Raw genomic sequence first — 21,406 nt, 5'->3', positions numbered from 1 at the left:
ATCGTATTGGCCGGGTGGCCAGGACGCGACGCGTCGCGGCGCCGCGGTCCGGCCTCAGCCCACGCGCTCGAGCAGCGCCCGGCCGTCGGGGCCGAGCACGCCCGCGAGCGTCGCGCCGTCGGGCAGCTCGTACTCCTCGCCGCCCAGGACGTCGCGCCAGCGCCCGGCCGCGTCGGGCGGCAGCTCCCAGCCGCCGGCGCCCGTCGCGTCGTCGCGCACGGCGACGGCGGCCAGCACCGCGTCGCCGCGCAGGAACGCGACGACGTCGTCGCCGGCGGGCACGACGCGGTAGCCGCCGTCGAAGGCCTCCGGGCGCCGGCGCCTGAGGTCCAGCGCGGCGGCGACGACGTGCAGCTTCGCCGTCTCGTGCGTCGGGCGCGCACCGTCGCCCAGGGCGGCCAGCGCAGCGCGCCGGGCGTCCCAGTCGACCGGGCGGCGGTTGTCGGGGTCCACGAGCGACAGCGCCCAGAGCTCGTCGCCCTGGTAGACGTCGGGCATCCCGGGCACGGTGAGCTTGAGCAGCGTCTGGGCCAGCGCCACCCGCTCGCCGAGCTCGGCGACACGGGCCGCCACGGCGTCGAAGCCGTACCGGAACGGCCCGTGGTCGAGCAGCCCGACCGCGAAGGCCTTGACGGCCGCCTCGTGCTCGAGGTCGGGGTCGATCCAGTTCGAGGTGACCTTCGCCTCGCGCAGCGCCTTCTCGAGGTAGTCCTCCAGGCGCTCGGCCTCGATGGGCCACGCCCCGACGAGCGTCTGGTAGATCAGCAGCTCCTCGGCGGGCGTCGGCGCACCGGCGGTCCGCAGGGGCGCGTTGACCTCGAACCACGAGCGCACCGCCCCGGCCCACTCGCCGGGCATCGCCGTCAGCGCGCACAGCCGGGCGCGCACGTCGCCCGAGCGCTTCGTGTCGTGCGTGCTCGAGACGAGGAGGTTGTGCACCGGCCGCCGGGCGTTGGCGGCGTGGAACGCGTCGACGGTGATGCCGAAGCGGCCGGGGTCGCCGCCGACCTCGTTGAGCGCCAGCAGCCGCACGTAGCGGTAGAAGGCGGTGTCCTCGACGCCCTTTGCCATCACGGGCGGCGTGGTCTGCTGGAAGCGCACGACGAACTCCCGGCGCGTGGCCTCGTCGAGGTCGCTCCAGCCGGCGCCGGCGGCGTCGTCCTCGAGCAGGACGGCATGGCGCACGGCGTCGGGCAGGCCGTCGGCCTGCGCCAGCGCGTCGCGGTCGGCCTGCTCCACGCGGCCCTCGGCCGGCTCGACGTAGGTCCGGTAGACCGGCAGCGACGCCAGCCCCTCCTCCAGGCCGGGCACCTGCGGCCACAGCCGGCGCAGGCGCTCGACCTCGGGCGCGAAGGTCGTCGTCGCCTGCTCGAGCTTGGCCTCCGCGGCCAGCGCCTCGAACGGCCGCGTCTCACCCGTCAGCGAGGCGTACAACTCGGTCAGGGTGGCCTCGGCGGCCGGGTCGACGAAGAGCGCGGCGACGTCGTTGGCGAACTCGTAGCCCACCGTGCCGTCGACGGGCCAGTCGGGGCGCAGCTCCTCGGCGGGGTCGAGGATCTTCTCGACCCACACGTGCGCGGCGCCGCCGTCGCGCAGGCGCCGCAGGTACTGCGCCGGGTCGGCGAGCCCGTCGGGGTGGTCGATGCGCAGGCCGTCGACGACGCCCTCCGCCACGAGGCGCAGCGCCAGCGCATGGGTCGCGGCGAAGACCTCGGGGTCCTCGACCCGCACGCCCGCGAGGTCGTCGATGTCGAAGAAGCGGCGGTGGCGGCCGCTGACCGGGTCGACGTCGAAGAACTGCTCGCGCAGGGCCGGGTCCGACCAGTAGCGGTTGGCGTCGTCGGCCGCCATGTGGTTGGGGACGACGTCGAGGATGATCCCCATGCCGTGCGCGTGGGCGTCGTCGGCCAGCGCGCGCAGGCCCTCCTCGCCGCCGAGGGCGTCGCTGACGTGGCCCGGGTCGATGACGTCGTAGCCGTGCGTCGAGCCCTCGCGCGCCTGGAAGGACGGCGAGAGGTAGACGTGCGACACGCCGAGCTCGGCCAGGTAGGGGACGAGCGCGCGAGCGGCGGCGAAGTCGAGGTCGGTGCCGAGCTGGAGGCGGTAGGTCGCGCGAAACGGGGCGGTCATGTGGTCCTCCGCAGCACCGTGATCGAGCGCGACGTGACATAGCAGTCGCCTCGGGCCCGGTAGCTCTCGGCCCCGGGCTGGATCCACGGCGCCGCGGTGGTCAGCTCGACGTCCCAGCGGGCACCGAAGCGCGCGGCCGGCAGCTTGAACACGGCGTCCTCGTGATGGGCGTTGAACAGCAGCAGGAACGAGGAGCCGGTGATGGGCTGTCCGTGGCGGTCGCGCATGCCGGTGTCGTCGCCGTTGAAGAACGCGCCGAGCCAGCGGTGCTCGTGGTTCTCCCAGTCGCGGCGCGTCATGCGCCGCCCGTCGAGACGGAACCACCAGACGTCGGGCAGGCCCGGCGCCGACTGCTCTCCGGCGAGGAAGCGCTCGCGGCGGAACACGGGCTCGGCGCGGCGCAGCGCGATGAGCCGGCGCGTGAAGTCGCGCTGCTCGGTGCAGTCGTCGCGGACGTCCCAGTCGTACCAGGACAGCTCGGAGTCCTGGCACCAGCCGTTGTTGTTGCCCTGCTGCGTGCGGCACATCTCGTCGCCGCCCAGGAGCATCGGCACGCCCTGGCTCAGCAGCAGCGTCGTCAGGTGGTTGCGCTTCTGCCGGCTGCGCAGCTTGACGATGTCGGCGTCGTCGGTCTCCCCCTCGACGCCGTGGTTCCAGGAGCGGTTGTCGTCGGTGCCGTCCCGGTTGTCCTCGTGGTTGGCCTCGTTGTGCTTGTCGTTGTAGGTGACGAGGTCGTGCAGGGTGAAGCCGTCATGGGCGGTGATGAAGTTCACCGACGCGAACGGCCGGCGGCCGTCGTCGCCGTAGAGGTCGCTGGAGCCCGTGAAGCGCGACGCGAAGTCCGCGACGGAGGCCTGCCCGCGCCAGAAGTCGCGCATCGTGTCCCGGTACATGCCGTTCCATTCGCTCCACAGCACGGGGAAGTTGCCGACCTGGTAGCCGCCGGGGCCGACGTCCCAGGGCTCGGCGATGAGCTTGACCTGTGACAGCACCGGGTCCTGGTGGATGGTGTCGAAGAACGTCGAGAGCCGGTCGACGTCGTAGAACTGGCGGGCCAGGGTGCTGGCCAGGTCGAAGCGGAACCCGTCGACGTGGCACTCCAGGACGAAGTAGCGCAGCGAGTCCATGATGAGGCGCAGCACCGCCGGGCTCACGGCGTTGAGCGTGTTGCCCGTGCCCGTGAAGTCCATGTAGAAGTGCGGGTCCTCGGGCGACAGGCGGTAGTAGCTCGAGTTGTCCACGCCCTTGAACGAGAGCATCGGTCCGAGGTGGTTGCCCTCGGCGGTGTGGTTGTACACCACGTCGAGGAACACCTCGAGGCCGGCGCGGTGCAGCGCCTTGACCATGCCCTTGAACTCCTTGAGGTTGCCGCCCGGGTCCTTGCTGGCGGCGTAGGGCGAGTGCGGGGCCAGGTAGCCGATCGTCGAGTAGCCCCAGTAGTTCGTCAGGCCGTGCTCGTGCAGGAAGGACTCGTCGGCGATGTGGTGCACGGGCAGCAGCTCGACGGCCGTGACGCCCAGGTCCTTGAGGTAGCCGACCACCTCGTCGCTGGCCAGCCCGGCGTAGGTGCCCTGGAGCTCCTCGGGGAGTCCGGGGAAGCGCTTGGTGAGGCCCTTGACGTGGGTCTCGTAGATCACCGTGTCGGTCCACGGGATGCGCGGTGGCCGGTCGTCCTGCCAGTCGAACGACGGGTCGACGACGACGCACTTGGGGATCGCGGGCGCGCTGTCCTCGTCGTCGGGCTCGAGGTCGGCGTCGTCGGTGACCTCGTCGTCGGGCGGGGTGTAGGGCAGCGCGTTGGCCGCGTCCCAGTCCACCGTCCCGTCGATCGCCTTGGCGTAAGGGTCGATGAGCAGCTTGGCGGGGTTGAAGCGATGGCCCTGCGTCGGCGCGTACGGGCCGTACACGCGGTAGGCATAGCGCTGCCCCGGGCCGACGCCCGGCAGGTAGACGTGCCAGTTGTGGGCCGTGTGGTCCACGACGCGGATGCGCTCCTCGGCCCCGTCGCCGTCGAACAGGCACAGCTCGACGCCCTCGGCGTGCTCGCTGAACAGGGAGAAGTTGGTGCCCTCGCCGTCCCAGATCGGACCGAGCGGGAACGGCTCGCCGGGCCAGGCCTCGCGGCTCACGCCGGACCCTCGGCGGAGCGTCGCACCAGAGCGCCCGAGAGCGGGGGCAGCGCCACCCAGCCGTCGGACAGCACGGCGGCGGCGTCGTCGGTGGCCAGCACCAGGTCCTGCGCACGGGCGGGCAGCGTCTGCGGGGCGGCGGCGAAGTTCATCACGAGGTCATGATCGCCCCGGCGCACGCGGATCCAGCGCGCGTCCTCGTCGAAGCGGACGTCGTCGACGGGCCCCCGCGGCAGCCGGCGCCGCGCGGCCAGCAGCGCGCGGTAGAGCTCGCGCAGCGCCGGGTCGCCCTCGCGGGTGAGCCGGGAGCGCTCGAACGTCGCCGGGTCCTGCGGGTCGGGGACCTCCTCCCCGGCGAACCTCGTGAACGACGCGAACTCGCGTCGGCGTCCGTCGCGCGTGGCGATGGCGATCTCCTCGTCGATGTGGTCGGTGAAGAACTGGAACGGCGCCCGCTCGCCGTACTCCTCGCCCATGAACAGCATGGGCGTGTACGGCGACAGCAGCGTGCAGAACGCGGCCAGCGGGCGGGCCTGCGGCGGCAGGCGGTCGCCGAGCGCGCGGTTGCCGACCTGGTCGTGGTTCTGGTCGAAGACGACGAAGCGCTCCGGCGCCTCGCCGCCGGCGGGGGCGCCGAAGCGCCGGGCCCGGAACTCGGACCAGCGGCCGTCGTGCAGGTGGGGGTCGCGGAAGACGTGGGCCAGATCGGCCATGCGGCCGAACTCGGCGTAGTAGCCCTCGTGCTCGTCGGTGACCAGCGTGCGGATCGCGTGGTGGACGTCGTCGGCCCACGCGGCGTCGCAGCCCCAGCCGCCGTGGGCGGCGTCGCGCACCACCTTGGGGTCGTTGAGGCCCGACTCGGCGATGACGAGCGACGACCATCGCTCGGCGTGCACGCGTCGCGCGAGCGCGGCGACGAGGTGCTCGGCGCCCTGGTCGAAGATCGCGTGCACGGCGTCCAGGCGCAGGCCGTCGAGGTGCAGGTCGCGCACGAAGGCCTCGGCCGCCTGGCACGCCCACTCGCGCACGGCACCCGAGCCGGCGCCGTCGTAGTTCATCGCCTCGCCCCAGAACGTCGAGTAGCGGTCGGTGAAGTACGGGCCGAACGCGCGCAGGGACGCCTCCCCCGACGCGCCGACGTGGTTGAGCACCAGGTCGAGGATGACGGCGATTCCGGCGCGGTGGGCCTCGTCGACGAGGCGCTGCAGGCCGTCGGGCCCGCCGTAGGCCTCGTGCGTGGCCCAGACGTAGACGCCGTCGTAGCCCCAGCCGCGGCGGCCGGGGAAGTCGGCGACGGGCATGAGCTCGATGGCCGTCACGCCGAGGGCGGCCAGCTCGGGGAGGTGGCCGATGACCGCGTCGAACGTCCCCTCGTCGGTGAACGTGCCGACGTGCAGCTCGTAGAGGACGAGGTCCTCGAGGCGCACGCCGTCCCACGCCTGGTCGTGCCAGGTCCACGCGCCGGGGTCCACGACGCGCGACGGGCCGCGCAGGCCCGCGGGCTGCAGGCGCGTGCACGGATCCGGGTGGCGCACGCCGTCCAGGACGTAGGCGTAGTCGTCGCCGGCGGCGGCGGGCACCGTGGCGCACCACACGCCGTGGCCCTCGTCGTCCATCGCGTGCTCGGCCTCCCCGACGACGAGCGTGGGCTGCGTGTGCTGGGACCACACGCGGAACCGCACGCGGCCGTCGCCGACGGGCGTGGCGCCCAGCGGGCGCTCCCAGGGGAGTGTCGTGGCGGACATCGGATGCACCGTTCCCTCATGCGGCCCTGCGGACACGTGGGCCTCGCCGGAGGGCGCCTCCCATCCTGGCGAAGCGCGCGATCGCGTGCGATCTCGGGGGTGGGGCGGGCACCGGCGCCCGGGCTGCCCGCGCCCGCGGTCCGCTCGCCGGCCTGGGTCGATGGTGGAGTCCATGTGACGCTCGATTGGACCCACGCAGGACGCGGGGCGTCTGGCGCGCCCGCGGCCCCTCAGCCCTCCGGCGCCAGCCAGAGCACGCCGAGCGGCGGCAGGTCCAGGGCGGCCGACATGGGCTGGCTGTGCCATGGCAGCGCCTCGGCCTCCACGGCGCCGAGGTTGCCCACGCCCGAGCCGCCGTAGACCTCGGCGTCGGTGTTGAGGATCTCGAGCCAGCGGCCCGGGCGCGGCAGGCCGATCCGGTAGCCCTTGCGGACGACGGGCGTGAGATTCATCACGCAGACGACGACGCGGCCGTCCTCGCCCTCGCGGGCGAAGGCCACGACGCTGTTCTCGGCGTCGTTGGCCTCGATCCAGTAGAAGCCCTCCGGGGACTCGTCGCGCTGCCACAGCGCCGGCCGGTCGCGGTAGACGTGGTTGAGGTCGCGCACGAGGCGCTGGACCCCGCCGTGCCCGGAGGTGTCCTCGAGCAGGTGCCAGTCCAGCGAGCGCTCGGCCGACCACTCCTGGACCTGGGCGAACTCCTGGCCCATGAACAGCAGCTGCTTGCCGGGGTGGGCCCACTGGTAGGCGTACAGGGCGCGGGTGTTGGCCAGCTTCTGCCAGTGGTCGCCGGGCATGCGCGAGTAGATCGTGCCCTTGCCGTGGACGACCTCGTCGTGGCTCAGCGGCAGGATGAAGTTCTCGCTGAAGGCGTACATCAGCGAGAACGTCAGCTCGTGGTGGTGGTAGCGGCGGTGGATCGGGTCGTGGGCGAAGTAGTCGAGCGTGTCGTGCATCCAGCCCATGTTCCACTTGAACCCGAAGCCCAGCCCCCGACGTACGTCGGCCGCGAGACCCCCGGCCACGCGGTCGACTCCTCGGCCGCCGAGATCACGCCGGGCTGGCGCGCGTGCAGCACCTCGTTGAGCTCCTTGAGGAACGCGACGGCCTCGAGGTCCTCACGGCCGCCGTGCTCGTTGGGGATCCACTCGCCCGCCTTGCGCGAGTAGTCGAGGTAGAGCATGGAGGCCACGGCGTCGACCCGCAGCCCGTCGGCGTGGTACTCGTCGCACCAGAACAGGCCGCTGGCCAGCAGGAAGTTGCGGACCTCGTTGCGCCCGAAGTTGAACACCAGCGTGCCCCACTCCGGGTGCGCTCCGCGGCGTGGGTCCTCGTGCTCGTAGAGCGCGGTGCCGTCGAAGCGCGCCAGCGCCCAGTCGTCGCGCGGGAAATGCGCGGGCACCCAGTCCAGCAGCACGCCGACCCCGTGCTCGTGCATCCGGTCGACGAACGCCTTGAGGTCGTCGGGCGTGCCGAGCCGCGGGTCGGGCGCGAAGTACCCGGTGACCTGGTAGCCCCACGACCCCGTGAACGGATGGGCCATCACCGGCAGCAGCTCGACGTGGGTGAACCCCATGTCGGTGGTGTAGGCGGCCAGCTCGTCGGCCAGCTGCGCATAGGTCAACAGCCCCTCGGGGCTGCCCGGGTCGCGGCGCCAGGAGCCCAGGTGGACCTCGTAGACCGACATCGGCCGGTCGTGCGGGACCTCGGCGCGGCGCCGCGTCATCCACTCCCCGTCGGTCCACTCGTGGCGGCTGCGCGAGACGATCGAGGCGGTCCTGGGCGAGATCTCGACCTGGCGCGCATAGGGGTCGGTCTTGACCCGCAGCTCGCCGGCCTGCGTCCGGATCTCGAACTTGTACAGGGTGCCCTCCCCCACGCCGGGCAGGAAGAGCTCCCAGATGCCGGAGGCGCCCATCGCCCGCATCGGGTGCTGCCGGCCGTCCCAGGAGTTGAAGTCCCCGACGAGCGCGACGGAGCGGGCGGCCGGCGCCCACACCGCGAACGCGCACCCGGCGACGCCGTCGAGCTCGCGCTCGTGGGCGCCGAGGCGCTCGTAGATCTCCTCGTGGCGGCCCTCGCCGGCCAGGTGGAGGTCGACGTCGCCGACCGTCGGACCGAAGGCGTAGGGGTCGGGCGCGGTGACCTCGAGGCCGTCCGGGTAGCGCGTCTCGATCTCGTAGCGCGGCGCGGGCGCGAGCCCGTCGAGGTGCGTGGCCCACAGGCCGGCCGGGTGGACCTGCTCGCAGCCGAAGCTGCGCCCGTCGGCCGTGCGGACCGCGACGTGCTCGGCGCCAGGGCGCCAGGCGCGCACGATGGTGCCGCCGTCGCCGTCGGGGTGGGCGCCCAGCAGCGCGTGCGGGTCCGACAGCTCCCCGTGCGCGAGCGCCTCGGCGTCGCGCTGCCAGGGCTTGGTGAAGCGCTCCTGATGCATCATGCGGCTCATCCCTCCACCTCGTGCTCGTCGGGTTCCAGCAGCCGCGCGATGCCCGCCACCGGGATGGGGACCCAGTCCGGGCGGTTGTCCAGCTCGTAGCGCAGCTCGTACACGGCCTTCTCGAGCTCGAACACCGACAGCAGCCGGGCCACGGCGCCACGGCCCGGCGGCAGCAGGCGCTCGTCGGTGTGCTCGAGGTAGCCGTCCAGGTAGGCGGCGCGGACCTCGTCCTCCCAGCCGGCGGGCGCCTCGGCCCCGTGCAGCAGCCGGCCGGCCGCCGCGGCGTAGGCGAAGGAGCGCAGCATGCCCGCCACGTCGCGCAGCGGCGAGCGCTTGCGGCGCCGCTCGGCCAGCGTCCGGGCCGGCTCGCCCTCGAAGTCCAGGACGACCCAGTCGCCGCCGGCGGTGTGCATGACCTGGCCGAGGTGGTAGTCGCCGTGGTGGCGGATGACGGGCCCGGCCGAGCCGTCGCGCGTGAGCTGGGCCAGCCGCTCGCGCACCGCCTCGCCGCGCCCGCGGACCGGCGCGAGGTCGTCGCGGTCGCCGGGCAGGGCGGCGAAGACGCGCCGGATCTCGGCGTCGAGCTCGGCGGCCAGCAGGCCGAGCGTCTCGGGGGCGCTCGCCTCGGGGGCGAAGGCGGGGTCGTCGTGCCCGGAGCCCAGCGCGGTGTGCATCCGGCCGGTGACCTCGCCCAGCGCGCGGGCGCGGGCCACGAAGCGGCCCGGGTCCTCGCCGAGGTCGGCCAGCGCGAGGTCCCAGCCGTCGGTCGCGCCGCCGAGGAAGTCCTGGACGATGCCCAGCGTGGCGTCGAGCGCCGGGCCCGTGTGGGCATACCAGCCGCGCAGGGTGGCGATGTGGGGGAAGCCGCGCGCGGTGAGGAAGCGCAGGATCTCCAGCTCGGGGTTGGGCCCCCGGCCCGGCCGGCGGTAGGCCTTGAGCACGAGGCGCTCGTCGAGCACGACGGAGGAGTTGGACTGCTCGGCGCCCATCGGGCGCACCGCGCCGACCTCGCCGAGGCCCGGCGCCAGGGCGCGGAACTCCGCGGTGCCGTGGGCGGTCTCGACGTCGGCGTCGTCGCCCATGAGCCGCACCAGCGCGCGGACCAGCTCGGGGTCGGTCATCGCGTCGTAGGTCACGGTGCCGTCGCCGGCGCTGATGACCTCGCCGGTCCAGCTGCCCTCCTCGCGGACGCCGATCGGCAGCTGGTAGAGGTCGGTGTCGCCCTCCGCGAACTCGACCTCGAGCAGCCCGAGCACGAGCGGCCCGTCGGTGAGCGGGATCGTCTCGAGCATGCGCACGTGGGCGACCTCGCGCGACTTGGACCCGAACCAGCGCCGGCCCACCACGAAGGCCCGCAGCGCGTCCTCGCCGGGGAGGTCGAGCCGCTGTCCGCCGACGGGCTCCGGCCGGGCGCGGCTCATGCGTGCACGACGCGGAAGACGTGGGCCTGCTTCTCGCCGGGCACCAGCCGCACGAAGTTGCCGCCCAGGTGCCAGTCGTAGCGCCGGCCGTCGAGGAGGTCCTGGACCTGGAAGACGGGCGGCAGCCCGAGATGGGCCGGCACGGTGACCAGGCCCTCCTGCGCCCACTGCGCGTCGAGGCACACCACGGTGAGCACCGTGTCGCCCTCGTGGCGCTTGACGTAGGCGATGAGCCCGTCGTTGGCGGTGTCCAGGAACTCGATGTTGGACAGGTGCTGCAGCGCGGGGTGGGCGCGGCGCGCCTCGTTGAGCAGCCGCACGAGCCCGAGCAGCGGCGCGCCGTGCAGCGAGCGCTCGTGGGTCGCGTACTTCTCGGAGTCCAGGTACTCCTCGCTGCCCTCGCGGACCGCGACGTTCTCCCCCCACTCGTAGCCCGAGTAGATCCCGTACGTCGGGCTCAGCGTGGCCGCGAGCACGAGTCGCGACTCGAAGGCCGGCAGGCCGCCGTGCTGGAGCTGCTCCGTGAGGATGTCCGGGGTGTTGGCGAAGAAGTTGGGGCGGTAGTAGTCCTCGGTCTCGTAGGCGAGCTCGAGCAGGTACCGCTCCAGGTCCCAGCGCGACTGCTGCCACGTGAAGTACGTGTAGGACTGGTTGAACCCGGCCTTGGCCAGCGTCCGCATGACCGCGCGGCGCGTGAACGCCTCGGCGAGGAAGATCACGTCGGGGCGCTTGGCGCGCACCTCGCGGATCATCCACTCCCAGAACGCGATCGGCTTGGTGTGCGGGTTGTCGACGCGGAAGACGGTCACGCCGCGGTCGACCCACAGCAGCACGATCTTCAGCAGCGCGTTCCACAGGTTCTTCCAGTCCTCGGACTGGAAGTTGACGTTGTAGATGTCCTGGTACTTCTTCGGCGGGTTCTCGGCGTACTTCAACGACCCGTCAGGACGGCGGTGGAACCACTCCGGGTGCTCGGTCAGCCACGGATGGTCGGCCGAGCACTGGATCGCGAAGTCCAGCGCGATCTGCATGCCGTGGGCCTTGGCGGTCTGGACCAGGTGGTCGAAGTCCTCCAGCGTGCCCAGGTCGGGGTGCACCGCCTCGTGGCCGCCGACGCCGTGCAGGCCGATGGCCCACGGGCTGCCGGGGTCCCCGGGGCCGGCCGTCAGCGTGTTGTTGGCGCCCTTGCGGTTCGTCTCGCCGATGGGGTGGATCGGCGTGAGGTACAGGACGTCGAAGCCGAGTGCCGCGATGTCCGGCACGGCGTCGGCGGTGCCGCGGAACCCGCCCCACGAGCGTGGGAACAGCTCGTACCAGCTGCCGAAGCGCGCGAGCTCGGGGTCGGCGTCCAGCTCGGCGGGCGCCTCGAGCGAGGATGCCTGCGAGCGATCGGGGTGGCGCTCGACGGCCGCGGCCAGCTCGGCGCCGAGCGCGACGTCGTGCTTGGCCTCCTCGGGGACCTCGTCGTCGGTCAGGGTCGTGACCGCGTGCTCGATCAGGCGGCGGTCGCCGGCGGACTTCGCCCGTCGTGCCGCGGCGCGCAGCAGCGCGACGCCCTCGCTGAGCTCGCCCGCGAGGTCGTGCTGACCGGCGTCGACCTTGCGGTGCAACTCCTTGCGCCAGGACGCGAAGGCGTCGACCCATGCCTCGATCGTCCACTGCCAGCGCCCGGCGGCGTCGACCGGGAACGTGCCGGCCCACGTGTCGCCGTCGACGTGGGCGTCGATGTGCGTCAGCGGCGCCTCGCTCCAGCGCCGGCCGCCCGGGGCGCGCCAGCGCACGACGGCGCGCAGCACGTCATGGCCGTCGGCGAAGATCGTCGCGCTGACCGGCACGGACTCCCCCACGGAGCGCTTGGCGGCGAAGCGGCCGCCGTCGAGCACGGGCTGCGGGGCCAGGATGACGATCCGCGGCGGCGCGGGCGTGCGTGCGCGTCGAGGCGCGCCTCCGTCCTTGGCGGGGCGAGCACGGGTGGGTTGGTCCGTTGGGCGATCGGGCACTGTGATCGACTCTTCCCAGAATGACGCCTGCCGAACGTCTTAATCCAGCCCCGGAGGCCCGCGACCGCCCCGCGGGGCGCTCCAGCGGGGTCCAGCTGCACCTCACGTCGCTGCCCTCCGGACGTCTGGGGCCTGACGCGCGCGGGTTCGTGGACTGGCTCGCCGAGGCCGGCCAGTCCTGGTGGCAGATGCTCCCGCTGGGCCCTCCCGACCGCTATGGGTCGCCCTACAAGGCCAGCTCGGCGTTCGCCGCCTGGCCCGGGTTCCTCGAGCACCCCGATGCCGAGGTCGCCCCGGAGGAGCTCGAGGCCTTCGTGGCCGCGCACGCCTTCTGGGCCGGCTCGCTGCCGGCGCGCGCCCTGCCCGACCAGGTGCGCTTCGACCGCGAGTGGGCGGCGCTGCGCGCCTACGCCGCGGCGCGCGGCGTGCGGCTCATCGGCGACGTGCCGATCTACGTCGCGCCCGGCTCCTACGACCAGAAGGCGTGGCCCGAGCTCTTCCTCGACGGCGTCGTGGCGGGCGTCCCGCCCGACGCGTTCACCGCCGCGGGCCAGCGCTGGGGCAACCCGATCTACGACTGGCCGGCGCTGCAGCGCCGCGGCTACCGCTGGTGGGTCGAGCGGTTCCGGCGCACGTTCGAGCTCTACGACCTCGCGCGCCTGGACCACTTCCGCGCGTTCGTGGCCTACTGGGCGGTGCCCGCGGGCGACCGCGACGCGCGCGGCGGCACCTGGCGCCGCGGGCCGGGCATCGCGCCCTTCCGTGCCGCGGCGCGCGAGCTGGACGCCATGGCGTTCATCGCCGAGGACCTCGGCGTGATCACCCCGCCGGTGACCCGCCTGCGGCGCGCCCTCGGCTACCCCGGGATGGTCGTCGCGCAGTTCGCCTTCGACCCCGACGACCCGCGGGGGCCGCACCGCCTCGAGAACCACGCCCGCGACGTCGTCGCCTACACGGGCACCCATGACACCGACACCCTGCGCGGCTGGTGGGACACGCTGGAGGCACCCCGGCGCACGGAGGTCCGCGCGGCGCTGGACGAGGCGGGGATCGATGACGAGCAGATCGAGTGGGCGGTCACCCGCCTGTGGATGCGCTCGGCCGCCGACCTCGTGATGCTCCAGGCCCAGGACGTCGCCGGCCTGGGCGGCGAGGCGCGCATGAACCTGCCCGGGACGGCCGGGCGCTCCTGGAAGTGGCGCCTGCGGGAGGGCCAGCTCACCGCCGCGCACGCCCGCCGCCTGCGCGCGGTGACCGAGGAGGCGGGGCGTGCCTGAGGCCGGGGGCGCCGCACCGGGCGGCCCCGTGCTGGGCCTGGGCGACTCGATCTCCTGTGGGCCCGAGGAGGGCGCGTTCGGCGTGCCGCCCCGCGCGTGGGCCCAGTGGCTGGCCGAGGCCCTGGACCTCCCGTTCCACCGGCTCGCCCGCGCCGGTGCCGTCGCGCCGGACATCGCCGCCGGGCTCCTCCCGCGCGCCCGCGGCGACTACGCGCTGGCCTGCGTGCACGTGGGGACCAACGATGTGCGCGCGCCCGGCTGGGACCCGGGCGCGTACGCGCAGGCGCTGGAGACGATCCTCGCGACGCTGGCGCCGCGGGCGCAGCGCCTCTGCGTCGCCACGCTGCCGCTGGACCTGGGGCGCCCGCGCGCGGGCGCCAAGGTCGCCGTGCTCAACGCGATCGTGCGCGCGGCGGCCGCGCGTCACGACGCCGCCGTCGCCGGCCTCGACGACCTCCGCGGCTGGCGGCTGGTCTTCCCCGACGCCGTGCACCCCACGGCGCTGGGGCAGCTCGAGATCGCCGAGCGGGCCGCCGCCGCGCTGGGCCTGGCGGCCCGGCCCGCCGCGATCGCCGGGGTCATGCGGGGGCCGCGTGCCGACCTGCGCTACGCGCTGACCCGCCAGCCCGCGCATCTGCTGCGCGACCGGCGGCGCCGGTGGGCCGAGCGCGCCCGCTGACGGGCCGGTGAACCGGGCAGGTCCTGGTTTTCGTACGGCGAAGGAACGGGAACACCGTGCGCGCCGGGCCTTAGGAGCGCTTCAGGCGGGTCTGGAACCTTGTGACCGTCGCCTCGCGGAGGCGGCTGACCCCGAATCCCCTCCCCGCGCAACTCGACGCCTCCGTGACGTGCGTCACAGTTGCGCAAGCAACGACTATCGCGTACAATCCCGACTGTAGCAATCGGGATTTGACCCGGGAAAGGACCTTGTTGACCCCCTCCACCCCCACCCTCACCCATGACGTCCTCGCGACGCCGCTGGACCAGCTCCTGCGTCGCGCGAGCCAGTACCAGCTCCTCGATCCCGCCAAGGAGATCGAGCTCGCCCAGCGCATCGAGCGCGGCGACCTCGATGCGAAGGACCTCCTGGTGAACTCGAACCTGCGTCTGGTCGTCTCGGTGGCACGCCATTACGTGGGGCAGGGCCTGACGCTGGACGACCTCGTCCAGGAAGGCATGCTCGGCCTCATCCGCGCCGTCGAGAAGTTCGATTACCGCAAGGGCTACCGGTTCTCGACGTACGCGACGATCTGGATCCGCCAGGCGCTCCAGCGCGGGCTGGACAACACCGGCCGCACGATCCGCCTTCCCTCCCATATGTCGCAGCGCGCGCGACGGATCGCCCGCGTGGAGCGTGAGCTGACCGCCGAGCATGGCGAGCCGCCGACGGACGAGAAGATCGCCGCCGCGGCCGAGCTCGAGCTCGACGAGGTCGCGCTCCTGCGGGAGCGGGACCGGGCGCTGGCCAGCCTGGACCAGACCGTCGGCGACGACGGCGAGACCGCGCTGGGCGCCCTGCTCCCCGCCGACGGCGAGACCGTCGACGAGGAGGTCGAGCGTGAGACGGAGGCGTCCTCGCTGCGCGAGGCCGTCAACCGCCTGCCGGAGGACGAGCGCGAGGTCATCAACCTGCGCTTCGGCACCGGCGGCGATGGCGAGCACACGCTCGTCCAGGCCGCGCGCCGGCTCGGCATGCCGCCCTCCAAGGCCCGCCAGGCCGAGGAGCGCGCCCTGCGCCGGCTGGCCGCCGACGGGGACGTCAAGTCCCTGCGCGTCGCGGCCTAGGCACCGACCGACCGCCGGACCGCTCGCGAGGGACCGCGAGCGCGCCCCGGCTCCTACGATGGGCGGCCCGATGACGGCCGCCCATCCGCATCCTGAGGTCGCACCGCCCGCCGCGCCGCCCCGGCCGGCCGGGTGGCGCGACCGCCTGCGCACGCGCCGTGCCACGCGGCGCGGCGTCACCGTGCAGGGCACGATCGTCCTCGGGCGCGGCGTGCGGTTCGCCGTCGGCCCCGGCGCGCGGATCGTGCTCGGCGCCGGCTGCGCCCTCGGCGACGGCTGCCGCCTGCAGGCCGGGCCCGGCGCGACCGTCGTCGTCGGCGCCGGGACGCGCCTCGGCGACCGCTGCGTGCTCAGCGCCCACGAGCGCGTCACGCTCGGCACGGGATGCCTGCTGGCCGACGAGGTCGTGCTGACCGACGCCGACCGGCGCTTCGACGACCCCGAGCGCCCCTGCGCGAGCAGGGCCTGGTCACCGCGCCGGTGAGCGTCGGCGACGGCGCCCGCGTCGGACCGGGCGCGGCGCTGCTGCGCGGCGTGACGGTCGGCGCCGGCGCCGTCGTCGGCGCCCACGCCGTGGTCAGCGCCGACGTGGCGCCGGGCGCCGCGGTCGGCGGGGTGCCCGCCGCGGTCCCCCGGCCCGTGCGCGCCGTCAGCCGTCCGCAGCCTGCTCCGCGCGCTCCCGGCGCGCCCGGGCCGCGCTGAGCGCCGCCTCGGCCCGCTCGAGGTCCCGCCGGCGCTCCTGCACCGTCGCCTCAACCTGCTCGAGGGCGCGCTGGGCGCCGGCCACGGCGCCCTGCGCGGTGGCCTCGGCCTCCTTGGCCCGGCGCAGCGCGTCGCGGCGCCGCCGCGCCACGCGCGGATCGGGCCGGGGCGCCGGCGGCTCGCGCGTGGCGGCCTTCGCCGAGGCCGCGGCGCCGTTGTCCTTGTCCTTGCCGTTGCGCGCCGCCGCGGCTCCGCGCCCGCCGCCGGCGGCCCCCTTGCGTCCGGTCGCCGCCCGGCGCCCGGCGCCCCGGGCACCCGACCGCCGCCGATCGCCGGGCGCCTCGGGGCCGAAGCCCGACGCTGAGCGCTCCTTGGTCAGGCGCCCCGCGGCGACCTCGGCCCGCACGGCCGGGTCCACCGTCGCCGCATGCAGCGTCGCGCGCACGCGATCGCGCGTGGCGCCGTCGGCCTCGGCCTCCTGGGCCAGCGCGTCGACCAGCCGCCGCGAGGCCTCGGCCGCGGCACGCAGGACGCCCGCGTCGGCGCCGTCGAGCAGCTGCTCCTGAGCGGCCGCGAGCGCCTCGCCGGCCTCCAGCAGCGCGCCGATCTCCTCCGGGCGGTCGCGCACGAGCCGGTTGACCGCCCACGCCGCCCGCGTCGGCCGGCCCAGCGCCTTGACCGCGACGGCGCGCTCGCGATCGCCGTCCTGTCGCAGGCGGCGCGCCAGCGCGTCGCGCTGTGCCACGAAGTCGGCGGGCGGGAGGCCGTAGAGCTCGTCGACGGGGTCGTCAGCCATGCCGCAAGGTGTACCCGACCCGGGCGACGGCGGCGAGGGATGGGCGGCCGGGCGGGGGCTTCCGCCACCGGGCGCGCGATGATCCCCGCCGTGAGCTTCGACGTCCCCGGCGCCGCGCGCGACCTCCTGGAGGGCAACTGGCGCGAGGGCGACTACCGCGGCCGCCGCTACGCGTTCTCGGTCCCGAGCCCGCGCAGCTATCCCTGGCAGTGGTATTGGGACTCGTGCTTCCACGCCATCGTGCGCCGCCGCTACGACCCGGCCAAGGCCCGGATGGAGCTCGAGACGCTGCTGGCCGCGATGGATCCCGACGGCTTCATCGGCCACACCGTGCTGTGGGGACACCCGCTCGACCGCCAGCGGGCCATCCGCTACAACATCGCCTCGCGCGCCGACCTCATGACGAGCACGATCCAGCCGCCGGTCCTGGCCTGGGCGTGGGCGTGGGCGGTCGGCGACCCGCGTGCCGAGCCGCGGATCGCGACCCACCACGCCTGGCTGCGCGAGCACCGCGCGCTGGAGGACGACGGGCTGCTGTGGCTCCTGCAGCCCGACGAGTCCGGGATGGACGCCTCCCCGAAGTTCGACCACGTGTGGGGACGGCTGGCCCAGGGCCGGCCCCTGTTCCCGCTGCTCATCGCGCGCAACCGCCGGCTCGGCTTCGACGCGCGCCGCGTGCGCGCCGCGGGCCACCCGGTGGTCTGCGAGGTCCTCACCAACGTGGGCTGGGCGCTCAGCGAGCAGGCCCTCGGGCGCCCGTCGCCGACCCCGGCGATCATCGAGCGGCTCTACGACCCCGTGCGCGGCCGGTTCGCCGACGCCGTGGTCAACGCGGTCGCGCCGACGGCGCCCGCGGCGCGGCCGCTCACCTGGGACACGCTCGCCCCGCTGGCGCTGCCCGACCTGCCCGACGCCATCGCCCAGCGACTCGTCGACGAGGTGCTGCGCTCGCCGCGCTTCGACGACGGCGTGCCGCTGCCGGCCGTCGCGCTGGGCGACCCGGCCCACTCCTCGCGTGAGACGTGGTGGGGCCGCCACCGCCACTGGCGCGGCCCCTCGTGGGTCAACAGCGCCTGGTTCGTCGCGCTCGGCCTGCGGCGCCTGGGCCTGCACGACGAGGCGGCGCGGCTCGCCGACCGACTGACCGCCGTCGTCGCGCGCGAGGGTTTCCGCGAGTACTACGAGGCCCGCACCGGTGCGGGCATGGGCGCCCGCGAGTTCGGCTGGTCGACGCTGCTGTGGGAGCTGGTCGATCCGGCCGCGCCGCCCGCGGCCGGATCGGAGGCTGCGCCTAGCCCTGGGCCATCGGCAGGCTGAACCCGCCGCTGCGCGCGCCGTCGGCGAGCTCCTGCTCGAGCGCGGCCGCCCGCCTGTGGAAGGTCTCCACGTTGGCCAGCTTGATGTCCTCGTAGCCGCGGACGACGTCGGGCAGGTCGGCGATGCGCGCGACCGTCGCGTGCGTGGCCGGGGTCAGGCGCTCCAGCGAGCGCTCGACCAGCGCGCGGTACTCGCCCGGCAGTGCGCGCTCGACGCGCCGCACCCGCGGCAGCCCGAAGACGTCCATGCGCGTCCCGCGCAGCCGGCGCATCGCGGCCAGGCCGCGCAGCGCCGGGAACGCCCAGCGACCGAACTTGAGCTTGCGCCTCAGGCCCAGCGCGCGCAGCAGCGGCGGATGGAGCATCACGTACACCTTGGCGCCCTCGCCGAAGGTCGCGTCGCGCCGCGCCGCCTCGACCCCGTCGAGGTGCAGCCGCGCGACCTCGTACTCGTCCTTGTAGGCGAGCAGCTTGTACAGGTTGCGCGCGTAGGCCTCGGCCACGGCGGTCTCGCCCGGCGCGCCGCGCCGGGCCTCCTGCGCGGCCACGGCCATCACGTCGTCGGCGTAGCGTCGCGCCAGGGCGGCATCCTGGTAGGCGATGAGCTCCGGCACGCGGATCTCCAGCAGCCGCAGCAGCTCGCCCTGCGCGCCGGTCGCGGCGACGATCTCGGCGGCCTCGCCGGACAGCGCCCCCGCAGCGGCCGTCCCGACGCGGTCCGCGCGCGACGCGGCCGCCAGGACGTCGCGGACGACCTCGGGGCGGCCACGGCGGCCCGGCCCCAGGCGAAGGCCGCGAGGTTCTTCTCCACGGCCGCGCCGTTGAGCCGGATGGCGTGCTCGAGGGCGTCGGCGGTCAGGGGCAGGCAGCCGGCCTGGTAGGCCGCGCCGATGAGCACCGTGTTGGCCGGCATGTGGTCGCCGAACAGCGCCTCCGAGAGCGCCTCGGCGTCGACGTAGACGTTCTCGCCGGCGCGGGTGGCGGCGTCGATGGCCGCGCGGTTGCGCTCCAGGGCCGGGAAGCGGACCTCGGTGTCGGTGACCATGGCCGAGGTCGGCACGGCGTGGGTGTTGACGACCGCCACGGTCCGCGCGGGATCGGCGACGAGCAGGTTGCGCGGGTTGGCCGCGCCGAGGACGTCGAAGCCGAGCAGCAGGTCGGCCTCGCCGGCCGAGGCCTTGTTGGAGCCCTCGATGCGCTCGCGGGCGATGCGGACGTCGGAGACGACCGGGCCGCCCTTCTGGCTCAGGCCGGTCTGGTCGAGGCCGTAGCTGTGGCGCCCGTCGAGCATCGCGGCCATCTGGACGATCTGGGAGACCGTCACGACGCCGGTGCCGCCGATGCCCGGCATCCGCATGAGGAAGTCGTCGCGCCGCACGCGCAGCGCGGGCTCGGGCAGGTCGACGGGCGGCAGGCCGGCCGCCACGGGCTTCGCGTCCCGGCCGCCGGCCTTCGGGATCACCGTGAGGAACGATGGGCAGTCGCCCTTGACGCAGCTGTAGTCCTTGTTGCACGAGGACTGGTGGATCTGGGTCTTGCGGCCGAACTCCGTGACGACGGGCAGCACGGACATGCAGTTGGACTTCGAGCCGCAGTCGCCGCAGCCCTCGCACACGCGTTCGTTGATGTGAATGCGCTGCACGGGGTCGGGCGCCTTGCCGCGCTTGCGCAGGCGGCGCAGCTCGGCCGCGCAGTGCTGGTCGTGCAGGAGCACGGTCACGCCGGGCATCCGGGCCAGCTCGGCCTGGGCGGCGGGCAGCTCGTCGCGATGGCGCACGCTGGCGATGGGGTCCAGCGCGACGCCGCGGTAGTCCGAGGGGTCCTCGGTGGTGACGATGATCTGCCTGACGCCCTCCAGCGCCAGCCAGCGTGTGAGCTCGGGGATCTTGAGCTGGCCGATGACGTCCTGGCCGCCGGTCATCGCGACCGTGTCGTTGTAGAGCAGCTTGTACGTGACGTTGACCCCGGCCGCGGCGGCGAAGCGGATCGCCAGCGACGCCGAGTGGTGGAACGTTCCGTCGCCGACGTTCTGCACGAAGTGGTCGGCCTCGACGAAGGGCTGCAGGCCGGCGAACTGCGCGCCCTCGCCGCCCATCTGCGTGATGCCGGTGATCGTGCCCTTGCCCTCCGGGGAGAGCAGCACCATCGTGTGGCAGCCGATGCCGGCGCCCAGCAGGGTGCCCTCCGGGTTCGGCGTGGAGGTGTTGTGCGGGCAGCCCGAGCAGAAGGACGGGGTGCGCGCCAGCGTGGGCGCCGAGCGCGCCGTGGCGCCGTGGCGGGCCTCGATGACCGCGACGCGGGCGGCGACGCCCTCGTCGGTCACCCGGCCCTGCAGGCGGCGGGCCAGCGCCAGCGCGATCGCGTCGGCGTCCAGGTCGGACTCGGGCGAGAGCAGGGCGGCGCCGGCGTCGTCGGCCTTGCCCGTGATGCGCGGCTGGTCGGGACCGCCGTAGAGCGCGTCGCGCAGCGCCGTCTCCAGGAACGGCAGCTTCTCCTCGACGACGAGCACCTCGTCCAGCCCGCGGGCGAAGGCGCGGAAGGCCTCGCGGTCGTGCGGGTAGAGCATCCCCACCTTCATGAGGCGGATGCCCGCGCGGTCCAGCGCGCGCTGGTCCAGGCCGAGCTCCCTGAGGGCCTGGACGAGCTCGTAGTAGACCTTGCCCGCGGCGACGATGCCCAGCCAGGCGTCGCGCGTGGGCACGGCGACCGGGTTGAGCTGGTTGAGCGCCGCGTAGCGCCGGGCGATCTCCAGCCGGACGCCGAAGAGGCTGCGCTCGAGGTCCATCGACACCGGTGCCAGCAGGTTGCCGTTCGGCGTGTGGCGGTAGGGCGCGCCCTGCCACTGCACCTCGGGGATCACCGGCCCCACGCGCTGCGGCCACACCTGCACGGTGCCGGCGGCGTCGGCGATGTTCGTGACGACCTTCAGCGCGCTCCACAGGCCCGACGCGCGCGAGCAGGCGATGGCGTGGAGGCCGAGGTCGAGGACCTCCTGCAGCGTGCCCGGGAAGAACGTCGGCATGTGCAGGGCGGCCAGCGTGGCCTCCGCGGCGCTGGGCAGCGTGGAGGACTTGCACGACGGGTCGTCGCCCACGAGCGCGAGCGCACCGCCGTGGGGGTCGGTGCCTGCGAAGTTCGCGTGGCGCAGCGCGTCGCTGGCCCGGTCCAGGCCGGGGTTCTTGCCATACCAGACGCCCGTGACGCCGTCGAAGCGGGCGCGGTGCGCGGCTCCGAGGCCCTGGGCCAGCTGCGAGCCGTAGACGGCGGTCGCGGCGAGCTCCTCGTTGAGGCCGGGCGTGAAGTGCAGCGCGTGCTCGGCCGCGAGGTCGCCGAGCCCGAGGATCTCCTTGTCCAGGCCGCCGAGCGGCGAGCCCTGGTAGCCCGAGACGAACGTGGCGGTCCGCAGCCCGCGGTGGCGGTCCGCGCGGACCTGGTCGAGCATGACGCGCACGAGGGCCTGGGTGCCCGAGAGGAACACGGTGCCCTGCTCCAGCCGGTACTTGTCGTCGATCCGGACGTCGGGGCGGTGCAGCTTGACCGGCGCCGTCGAGCGCGCGGCAGGCGCCTGCGGCGCCGTCGCGTCCGCGCGCCGCGTGGTGGTCTCGATTCCGTCCGTCGCGCCCGACACGCAGGCTCCCTCTCCTCGGTGGCCAAGTCTCCGACCCGAA

Annotated in this window: 14 protein-coding genes and 1 pseudogene; 6 read left to right on the top strand and 9 right to left on the bottom strand. The window is 74.4% G+C overall.

Translation table 11 applies throughout. The annotated features are described in order from the left end of the window. Positions 1-54: 54 nt before the first annotated feature. From treY to FSW04_RS08480, 6 genes and pseudogenes are all read right to left on the bottom strand, one after another. A complete protein-coding gene (gene treY / locus FSW04_RS08505) occupies positions 55-2,130 on the bottom strand; it encodes a malto-oligosyltrehalose synthase (protein ID WP_146918261.1) in 2,076 nt (691 codons plus the stop codon). Further along, the gene (gene glgX, locus FSW04_RS08500; RefSeq protein WP_146918259.1) at positions 2,127-4,259 is read right to left on the bottom strand and encodes a glycogen debranching protein GlgX; all 2,133 of its coding nucleotides are present in this window, start codon (positions 4,257-4,259) and stop codon (positions 2,127-2,129) included. The genes treY and glgX overlap by 4 nt, the downstream gene beginning before the upstream one ends. Then, complete coding sequence (gene treZ / locus FSW04_RS08495; protein ID WP_187369351.1) at positions 4,256-6,004, bottom strand: malto-oligosyltrehalose trehalohydrolase; 1,749 nt, start codon at positions 6,002-6,004, stop codon at positions 4,256-4,258. Before treZ ends, glgX begins: the two co-directional genes overlap by 4 nt. Before the next feature lie 16 nt (positions 6,005-6,020). Further along, positions 6,021-8,450, bottom strand: a pseudogene (gene glgB / locus FSW04_RS28370) (1,4-alpha-glucan branching protein GlgB). Continuing rightward, on the bottom strand, positions 8,447-9,862 hold the full coding sequence (locus FSW04_RS08485; RefSeq protein ID WP_146918255.1) for a maltokinase N-terminal cap-like domain-containing protein: 1,416 nt from the start codon (positions 9,860-9,862) through the stop codon (positions 8,447-8,449). The pseudogene glgB and the gene FSW04_RS08485 overlap by 4 nt, the downstream one beginning before the upstream one ends. Then, positions 9,859-11,745, bottom strand: coding sequence for an alpha-1,4-glucan--maltose-1-phosphate maltosyltransferase (locus tag FSW04_RS08480; protein WP_321167685.1), 1,887 nt, complete (start codon positions 11,743-11,745; stop codon positions 9,859-9,861). The genes FSW04_RS08485 and FSW04_RS08480 overlap by 4 nt, the downstream gene beginning before the upstream one ends. 137 nt (positions 11,746-11,882) lie before the next feature. Here FSW04_RS08480 and FSW04_RS08475 point away from each other — a divergent pair, with 137 nt between their 5' ends. From FSW04_RS08475 to FSW04_RS08455, 5 genes are all read left to right on the top strand, one after another. Beyond that, positions 11,883-13,139 (top strand): 4-alpha-glucanotransferase, encoded by a 1,257-nt coding sequence (locus tag FSW04_RS08475; protein WP_146918253.1) that lies wholly within the window; start codon positions 11,883-11,885, stop codon positions 13,137-13,139. Further along, positions 13,132-13,818 carry a GDSL-type esterase/lipase family protein gene (locus tag FSW04_RS08470; RefSeq protein WP_146918250.1) on the top strand — a complete coding sequence of 229 codons (687 nt, stop codon included), beginning with the start codon at positions 13,132-13,134 and terminating at the stop codon, positions 13,816-13,818. Before FSW04_RS08475 ends, FSW04_RS08470 begins: the two co-directional genes overlap by 8 nt. A gap of 251 nt (positions 13,819-14,069) precedes the next feature. Further along, complete coding sequence (locus FSW04_RS08465) at positions 14,070-14,924, top strand: sigma-70 family RNA polymerase sigma factor (protein WP_228431031.1); 855 nt, start codon at positions 14,070-14,072, stop codon at positions 14,922-14,924. Positions 14,925-14,994: 70 nt separating this feature from the next. After that, positions 14,995-15,408 carry a hypothetical protein gene (locus FSW04_RS25785; protein ID WP_187369516.1) on the top strand — a complete coding sequence of 138 codons (414 nt, stop codon included), beginning with the start codon at positions 14,995-14,997 and terminating at the stop codon, positions 15,406-15,408. Beyond that, the gene (locus FSW04_RS08455) at positions 15,405-15,626 is read left to right on the top strand and encodes an LbetaH domain-containing protein (RefSeq protein WP_228431029.1); all 222 of its coding nucleotides are present in this window, start codon (positions 15,405-15,407) and stop codon (positions 15,624-15,626) included. Before FSW04_RS25785 ends, FSW04_RS08455 begins: the two co-directional genes overlap by 4 nt. On the opposite strand, the gene FSW04_RS08450 is transcribed toward FSW04_RS08455, so the two are convergent. Further along, the gene (locus tag FSW04_RS08450) at positions 15,574-16,422 is read right to left on the bottom strand and encodes a hypothetical protein (RefSeq protein WP_146918243.1); all 849 of its coding nucleotides are present in this window, start codon (positions 16,420-16,422) and stop codon (positions 15,574-15,576) included. The two genes, FSW04_RS08455 and FSW04_RS08450, sit on opposite strands and share 53 nt — an antisense overlap. A 90-nt stretch (positions 16,423-16,512) precedes the next feature. On the opposite strand from FSW04_RS08450, the gene FSW04_RS08445 reads away from it, so the two are divergent. Then, positions 16,513-17,739, top strand: a complete 1,227-nt coding sequence (locus FSW04_RS08445; RefSeq protein ID WP_146918241.1) for an MGH1-like glycoside hydrolase domain-containing protein — start codon at positions 16,513-16,515, stop codon at positions 17,737-17,739. Here FSW04_RS08445 and FSW04_RS26945 read toward each other — a convergent pair. Together FSW04_RS26945 and FSW04_RS08440 are read right to left on the bottom strand one after the other, a co-directional pair. Next, the gene (locus tag FSW04_RS26945; protein ID WP_228431026.1) at positions 17,714-18,352 is read right to left on the bottom strand and encodes a DUF6537 domain-containing protein; all 639 of its coding nucleotides are present in this window, start codon (positions 18,350-18,352) and stop codon (positions 17,714-17,716) included. The two genes, FSW04_RS08445 and FSW04_RS26945, sit on opposite strands and share 26 nt — an antisense overlap. Beyond that, entirely contained in the window at positions 18,292-21,366 is a 3,075-nt protein-coding gene (locus tag FSW04_RS08440) for an indolepyruvate ferredoxin oxidoreductase family protein (RefSeq protein WP_228431024.1), read from the bottom strand. Before FSW04_RS08440 ends, FSW04_RS26945 begins: the two co-directional genes overlap by 61 nt. Between the last annotated feature and the right edge of the window lie 40 nt (positions 21,367-21,406).

This window comes from Baekduia soli (genome assembly GCF_007970665.1).
Classification (GTDB): Bacteria; Actinomycetota; Thermoleophilia; order Solirubrobacterales; family Solirubrobacteraceae; genus Baekduia; species Baekduia soli.
This window is presented reverse-complemented; position numbering and strand designations above follow the sequence as displayed.

What these genes read in the sequence shown, in the direction of transcription:
- FSW04_RS08485 (WP_146918255.1), bottom strand. Translation starts at nt 9,862, where the DNA reads ATGAGCCGCGCCCGGCCGGAGCCCGTCGGCGGACAGCGGCTCGACCTC.
- treY (WP_146918261.1), bottom strand. Translation starts at nt 2,130, where the DNA reads ATGACCGCCCCGTTTCGCGCGACCTACCGCCTCCAGCTCGGCACCGAC.
- treZ (WP_187369351.1), bottom strand. Translation starts at nt 6,004, where the DNA reads ATGTCCGCCACGACACTCCCCTGGGAGCGCCCGCTGGGCGCCACGCCC.
- FSW04_RS08475 (WP_146918253.1), top strand. Translation starts at nt 11,883, where the DNA reads ATGACGCCTGCCGAACGTCTTAATCCAGCCCCGGAGGCCCGCGACCGC.
- FSW04_RS25785 (WP_187369516.1), top strand. Translation starts at nt 14,995, where the DNA reads ATGACGGCCGCCCATCCGCATCCTGAGGTCGCACCGCCCGCCGCGCCG.
- FSW04_RS08450 (WP_146918243.1), bottom strand. Translation starts at nt 16,422, where the DNA reads ATGGCTGACGACCCCGTCGACGAGCTCTACGGCCTCCCGCCCGCCGAC.